Source organism: Perlucidibaca sp. (genome assembly GCF_057084925.1).
Window position 1 is genome coordinate 182,483 of sequence record NZ_JBXMRC010000031.1, and the last position, 6,701, is coordinate 189,183.

Consider the following 6,701-nt stretch of genomic DNA (forward strand, 5'->3'; position numbering starts at 1 on the left):
GCTAGTCGGTTGCAACGACTCGTTTGCGCGTGCGTGCCCGGTAATCACCGGGCGTCATGCCGGTCCATTGCCGGAAGGCTTTGATGAAGACGGTAGCTTCGCGAAAGCCGACTTGCTGTGCCACGGTCTGAATCGACATCTGCGTCTGTCTTAGCAAGGTCATGGCCTGATCTCGACGCAGGCCATCCTTGATTTCCTGAAAACTGGTGCCTTCGTCGAGCAGCTTGCGGCGCAGCGTGCGCCCGGTCATGAAAAAATCGGCGGCAACGGCATCCAGCCCTGGCAATTCCCCGCCTTCCCCTTGCAGCAGACGGCTGCGCACGCGATGCCCGAAGCTGCCCTGAAATACCGGCTTGATGAAAAAACCCAACGGCAGCTCGCGAATTAGCGCCTTCAGTTCCTCGCGGCTGCGGGTGATAGGCAGGCTGAGTAGGCGCGCGTCAAACACCAGTGTGGTTTCGGCGTGGGCAAAGTGGTGTGTGCAGGGATAGAGCTGATGATATTCAGCGACATGAGCCGGTGCGGGGTAATCGAACGTGGTTTCGCTGAGCAGAATGCGGCGGTTAATCAGCCAGCAGGCGAAACGGTACCAACAGAGCAGAATGGTTTCGTTGAGCACATGGCCCGTGTCGAGCTCGGGTCGGCGCAGGCGCAAGACAAAGTGTGCCGTGCTCGGCATATCCGGCATGGATGCAGGCTCTTCCCGCAACGTCAGCGTAATCTCGTCGGTCAGCACGCGGTAAAAGTGACAACCATGGCGCAGCGCCTCGCCCAGCGTTTCGGCATTGAGGGCGGTGTGCATCATTAGTGGAAAGGTGCCGACGCGGCTGGGAAATTCCGTGAAGCCCATGAATTCATCGCCGCTCCGGCGCCAGAGTGCGCGCATCAGATTGGCAAACTGCACGGGTAACAAGCGGCCTGCCGGGTCATCGAGTAGCGCCGCGCTAATGCCCGCCTCGTGCAGCAAGGCATCGCCGTCATGGCCGGCGCTGCGAGCACGTTCCAGCATAGCCTGTGCAACGTGCAGCGAAACGGTGTGATGCAGCGGATTCATCGCGGGCTCTCGGTGCCTAGGCTGTGTTGGGGTTTGTATGTCCCATTAAATCGGTGAAATGGCAATTTATTCCCGATTAAGTCAAGGATAACCGACTTTCATGTCCGTTTTTATCGATTTAATTGCCGTTTTTCTCATTGCTGCTCTGCGGCCGTGCGAACACACTCGGAACCCGTCAGTCACCACCTTTTTCACGGGTTACCACCATGCATTTTCCTTCTCTGAATCATGACCTCGGTGAAACCATCGATGCCCTGCGCGACAGCGTGCGCCAGTTCGTGGCCGCCGAGATTGCGCCCATCGCCAACGAAGTCGATCGCAGCAATGAATTCCCCATGCACCTGTGGCGCAAGTTCGGCGACATGGGTCTGCTCGGCATCACCGTTGAAGAGGAATACGGTGGGGCAGGGCTCGGGTATCTCGCGCACACCGTGGTGGTCGAGGAAATCTCGCGCGCCTCGGCGGCCATCGGCATGTCTTACGGGGCCCACTCCAACCTTTGCGTGAACCAGATCCGCAAGAACGGTTCGGATGCACAGAAACGTAAATATCTGCCCAAGCTGCTGACCGGCGAGCATGTTGGCGCGCTGGCGATGTCGGAGCCGAACGCCGGTTCGGATGTGGTGAGTATGAAGCTGCGTGCTGACCTGAAAGGCGACCACTACATCCTCAACGGCAACAAGATGTGGATCACCAACGGCCCGGATGCCGATGTGCTGGTGGTCTATGCCAAGACCGACGTCAATGCCGGCCCGCGCGGCATCACGGCATTCATCATCGAGAAAGGTTTCAAGGGTTTCAGCACGGCGCAGAAGCTCGACAAGCTCGGTATGCGCGGCTCCAACACCTGCGAGCTGGTGTTCCAGGATTGCGAAGTGCCGGTCGAGAACGTGCTTGGCGAAGTCAACGGCGGTGTCCGCGTATTGATGTCCGGCCTCGATTACGAGCGCACCATTCTCAGCGGCGGTCCGCTCGGCGTTATGGCCGGCTGCTTGGATGTGGTGCTGCCTTATATCCACGAGCGCAAGCAGTTCGGTCAGTCCATCGGTGAGTTCCAGCTCATGCAGGGCAAGCTCGCCGACATGTATGTCGCGCTCAACACCAGCCGCGCCTATGTCTACACCGTCGCCAAGGCCTGCGATCGCGGCGAGCCGGCACGCAAGGATGCCGCCGGTGCCATCCTCTATTCTGCCGAGCAGGCGACGTGGATGGCCGGGCAGGCGATCCAGTGCTTGGGCGGCAACGGCTACATGAACGAGAACCCGGTCGGCCGTTACTGGCGCGATGCCAAGCTCTACGAAATCGGTGCCGGTACATCGGAAATCCGTCGCATGCTGATCGGCCGCGAGCTGTTTGGTGAGACCGCATGAATCAGGGGAAGTCCATGAAATCCATCCGTATCGGCTGTGCCTCGGCCTTCTGGGGCGACACCAGCACTGCCGCCGAGCAGCTCGTCAATCACGGTCAGCTCGACTATCTGGTGTTCGACTATCTCGCCGAAGTCACCATGTCCATCCTCGCCGTGCAGCGCATGAAGGACCCGGCGCAGGGCTACGCTCGTGACTTTGTCGATGTCATGACACCGCTGCTGCCGGCCGTTAAGACGCAGGGCATGAAGGTCATCAGCAATGCCGGCGGCATGAACGTCGGTGCCTGCCGCGACGCCTTGCAGGCCGCGGCCGTGGCGGCCGGCATCACGCTGCGCATCGCCGTCGTCGAGGGCGATGACCTGACCGCGCGTCAGGGCGAGTTCCGCGAAGCCGGCATCACCGAGATGGAAAGCGGCACGCCGTTCCCCAGCATGCTGGTGAGCATGAATGCTTACCTTGGCGCGCCGGCGGTGGCCGAGGCGTTGAAGCAGGGTGCCGATATCGTGATCACCGGTCGTGGCGTGGATAGCGCCGTGGCACTCGGCCCGATGATGCACGAGTTCGGCTGGTCGGCGACCGACTACGACAAGCTCGCCCAGGGCTCGCTGGCGGGTCATGTCATTGAGTGCGGCGCGCAGTGCACCGGGGGCAATTTCACCGATTGGGAAACGGTCTCGGACGGCTACGAGAACATGGGCTTCCCCTTCGTCGACATCCGTGAAGATGGCTCCTTCCTAGTCGGCAAGCCGGCAGGCACCGGCGGCGCGGTCACGGTCGGCACGGTCGGCGAGCAGATGCTCTACGAGATCGGCGACCCGCGAGCCTATCTGCTGCCGGACGTACGCTGCGACTTCACCGCCGCCACGCTGACCCAGGTCGGCCCGGACCAGGTGCTGGTGCAGGGCGCGCGCGGCTTCGTGCCACCCGACACCTACAAGGTCTCCGGCACCACGCCGCGGGGCAACCGCATCACCTCGACTTTCCTGATGGGCGGCCGCGATGCCCCGGCCAAGGCCGAGCGCGTGGCGCAGGCGCTGATCCGCAAGTGCGAAACGCTGTTTGCCGCCAAGGGCTGGGGCCCGTTCAGCGAAACCCATATCGAGCTGCTCGGCGCGGAGGCCATGTACGGCCCGCATGCCCGCGCTGGTGCGCTGGCGACCCGTGAGGTGGTGGTGAAGATCGCCGCCAAGCATCGCGAAAAAGCCGCGCTGGTGCTGTTTTCCAAGGAGCTGGCGCAGGCCGCCACCGGCATGGCGCCGGGCCTGACCGGCTACTTCGGCGGTCGTCCCAGCGTGCAGCCGGTGGTGCAGCTGTGGTCCTGCAAAGTGCCCAAGCGCGATGTCGCCATCACCGTCGATTTCGAGGGCGTGCGCACGCCGGTGGTCGTGAACGAAGGCGAGCCGTTTGATGCCGCCGCGCTGGCGCCGCAGCCGGCGGGTGAAATCTGGACGCCGAGTGCCGATGCCGTCCGCGTGCCGCTGCATCGCCTGGCTATCGCCCGCAGCGGCGACAAGGGCGACCACGGCAACATCGGCGTGATGGCGCGTGACCCGGCTTATTTGCCTTACCTCCGCACGGCGCTGACCGAGGCCTGCGTGGCGGATTACTTCGCGCATTTCATCGCGGCCAATGGCTCGGTGAGCCGCTGGGAGCTGCCGGGCAGCCACAGCTTCAACTTCCTCGTCCGCTACGCCCTGGGCGGCGGCGGCATCGCCTCGCTGCGCATCGACCCGCAGGCCAAGTGCTTCGCGCAGATGCTGCTGGACATCGACATCCCCGTACCGCCCGCCGTGGCGGCATCGCTGACCTGAGACTGACAAGATGACTGTGCTCGAATCCCGGATCAACTCGCAAGACGAGACCTTCCGCGCCAACCGCGACGGCATGCTGGCCGCCGTCGCCGCCTTGCGCGAGGTCGAAAGCAAGGTGATCGCCACCGAAGAAAAAGCCCGCGCCAAGTTCCACAAGCGCAAGCAGATGCTGCCGCGCGAGCGTCTGCACCTGCTGCTCGATCGCGGCTCCCCGTTCCTGGAGCTCTCCACTCTCTGCGGCTACAAGATGCACGATGACCGCGACGGCTCGCTGGCCGGCGGCAACATGATCGCCGGCATCGGCTACGTGGAAGGCGTGCGCTGCCTGATCGTGGCGTCGAACAGCGCCATCAAGGGCGGCACCATGACGCCCTGGGGCGTGCAGAAGACGCTGCGCCTGCAGGAGATCGCGCTGCAGCAGAAGCTGCCGGTGGTGTCGCTGATCGAGTCCGGCGGCGCCAACCTGATGTATCAGGCCGAGCTGTTCATTCCGGGCGGCAAGACCTTCGCCAACCAGGCGCGGCTGTCGGCGGCGGGCATCCCGCAGGTCACCGTGGTGCATGGTTCGTCCACGGCCGGCGGCGCTTACATGCCCGGCCTGTCGGACTATGTGGTGATGATTCGCAAGCAGGCCAAGGTCTTTCTTGCCGGTCCGCCGCTGCTGCTCGCCGCCACCGGCGAAGTGGCTGTGGATGAAGACCTGGGCGGTGCCGAGATGCACACGCAGCAGGCTGGTACCGCCGAGTTCCTCGCCGAGAACGACGCCGACGGCATCCGTCTGGCGCGCGAGATCGTGCGCGGGCTGAACTGGAATGCCGACAAGCCGGTGGTGCCGCGCGTGCCGGTGCGTGCGCCGCTGTACGACATCGAGGAAGTCTGCGGCGTGGTTTCCGCCGACTACCGCAAGCCGTTTGATCCGCGCGAGGTCATCGCTCGCCTGGTCGACGGCTCCGAGTTCCTGGAGTTCAAGGTCGAGTACGACAAGCAGACCGTCTGCGGCCGTGCCGTCATCGACGGCCACAGCGTCGGCATCATCAGCAACAACGGCCCGATCACCACCGCGGGTGCGACCAAGGCCGGCCAGTTCATCCAGCTCTGCTGCCAGGCCAATATTCCCATCGTGTACCTGATGAACACCACCGGCTACATGGTCGGCTCGGCCTCCGAGCAGGGCGGCATCGTGAAGCACGGCTCGAAGATGATCCAGGCCGTGGCCAATGCCACTGTGCCGCAAATCACCATCGTCATGGGCGGTTCGTTTGGTGCCGGCAACTACGGCATGTGCGGACGCGGCTTCGGGCCGCACTTCATCTTCGCCTGGCCGAACAGCCGTACCGCGGTCATGGGCGGCGAGCAGGCCGCCAAGGTCATGTCGGTGATCACGCGCGAGAAGTGGAACAAGGAAGGCCGCGCCATCGGCGAGCAGGAAGAGTTCATGCTCAATGCCCTGGAGCAGCAGATCATCGGCAAGTTTGACGAGGACGGCCATGCCTTCGCGGCATCTGCACGCCTCTTCGATGACGGCCTGATCGACCCGCGCGATACCCGCCGCGTGCTCGCCCTGACCCTGTCCATCTGCCGTGAAGCTCCGTTGCGCACCGTGCGTCGCAACAGCTTCGGCGTGTCGCGATTCTGATCGGGAGATGACCATGAGCTTTCCGCAAACCCATCAGATCCGCCTCGATTTCGACAGCGCGCGCGGCCTGCTACGCCTGACCCTGAACCGCCCGGATGCCCGCAATGCGCTGAACCCGGAGATGGTCGCCGAGCTGATCGCCGTCTTCCGTCATCTGCACGATCGCGCCGATGTGCGCGTGGTACTGATGCGCGGTGCCGGCGGCCACTTCTGCGCCGGTGCCGACCTCAAGGGCGTGTTCAGCGATGTTGCCAAGCCGCTGCCAGCGGGCGCGGCTGACCCCATCGTCGCCGTCAACCGTTCCTTCGGCGAGATGCTGCGTTCGGCATCGGCCATCCCGCAGGTGCTGGTGACCATCTGTGAAGGTGGTGTGCTCGGTGGTGGCTTCGGCCTGGCCTGCGTGTCCGATATCGCCTTTGCCCATGTCGACAGCAAGTTCGGCATGCCTGAGACCTCGCGCGGCCTGCCGCCGGCGCAGATCGCCCCATTCGTGGTCGAGCGCATCGGCCTCACGCAGGCGCGTCGTCTCTGCCTGACCAGCGCCCAGTTCGATGGCCGCGAAGCCCTGCGCCTGGGCCTCGTGCACGAGACCTTTGACGATGAAGCCGAGCTGGCCGAGCGTCTGGGTCTGACCCTCACGCAGATCCTGCGCTGTGCGCCGGCCGCGAATGCGCGCACCAAGCAGATCCTGCTCAGTGTCGGCCACATCGACCCGGATGCCGTGCTCGATCAGGCCGCCGCCCATTTCGCCGCCTGTGCCCGCAGCACGGAAGCGCCGGAAGGCATCGGTGCCTTTTTGCAGAAGCGCGAGGCGAACTGGGCCTCGACGA

General features: G+C 64.1%; 5 protein-coding genes. 4 read left to right on the forward strand and 1 reads right to left on the reverse strand.

Annotated elements, in window-relative coordinates; translation table 11 throughout:
• Position 1 precedes the first annotated feature (1 nt).
• A complete protein-coding gene (locus tag AC14IB_RS10815; RefSeq protein ID WP_484231874.1) occupies positions 2-1,054 on the reverse strand; it encodes an AraC family transcriptional regulator in 1,053 nt (350 codons plus the stop codon).
• 206 nt (positions 1,055-1,260) lie between these two features.
• Between AC14IB_RS10815 and AC14IB_RS10820 the strand changes: the two genes are divergently transcribed.
• The 4 genes from AC14IB_RS10820 to AC14IB_RS10835 form a co-directional block, all read left to right on the forward strand.
• Positions 1,261-2,424: an isovaleryl-CoA dehydrogenase gene (locus tag AC14IB_RS10820; RefSeq protein WP_484231875.1), complete on the forward strand. Its 1,164-nt coding sequence runs from the start codon at positions 1,261-1,263 to the stop codon at positions 2,422-2,424.
• Between the two features lie 14 nt (positions 2,425-2,438).
• Positions 2,439-4,235 (forward strand): acyclic terpene utilization AtuA family protein, encoded by a 1,797-nt coding sequence (locus AC14IB_RS10825; protein WP_484231876.1) that lies wholly within the window; start codon positions 2,439-2,441, stop codon positions 4,233-4,235.
• A gap of 10 nt (positions 4,236-4,245) precedes the next feature.
• Positions 4,246-5,871: an acyl-CoA carboxylase subunit beta gene (locus AC14IB_RS10830; protein ID WP_484231877.1), complete on the forward strand. Its 1,626-nt coding sequence runs from the start codon at positions 4,246-4,248 to the stop codon at positions 5,869-5,871.
• Between the two features lie 13 nt (positions 5,872-5,884).
• On the forward strand, positions 5,885-6,701 hold an 817-nt coding region (locus AC14IB_RS10835), incomplete at its 3' end, for an enoyl-CoA hydratase/isomerase family protein (protein ID WP_484231878.1).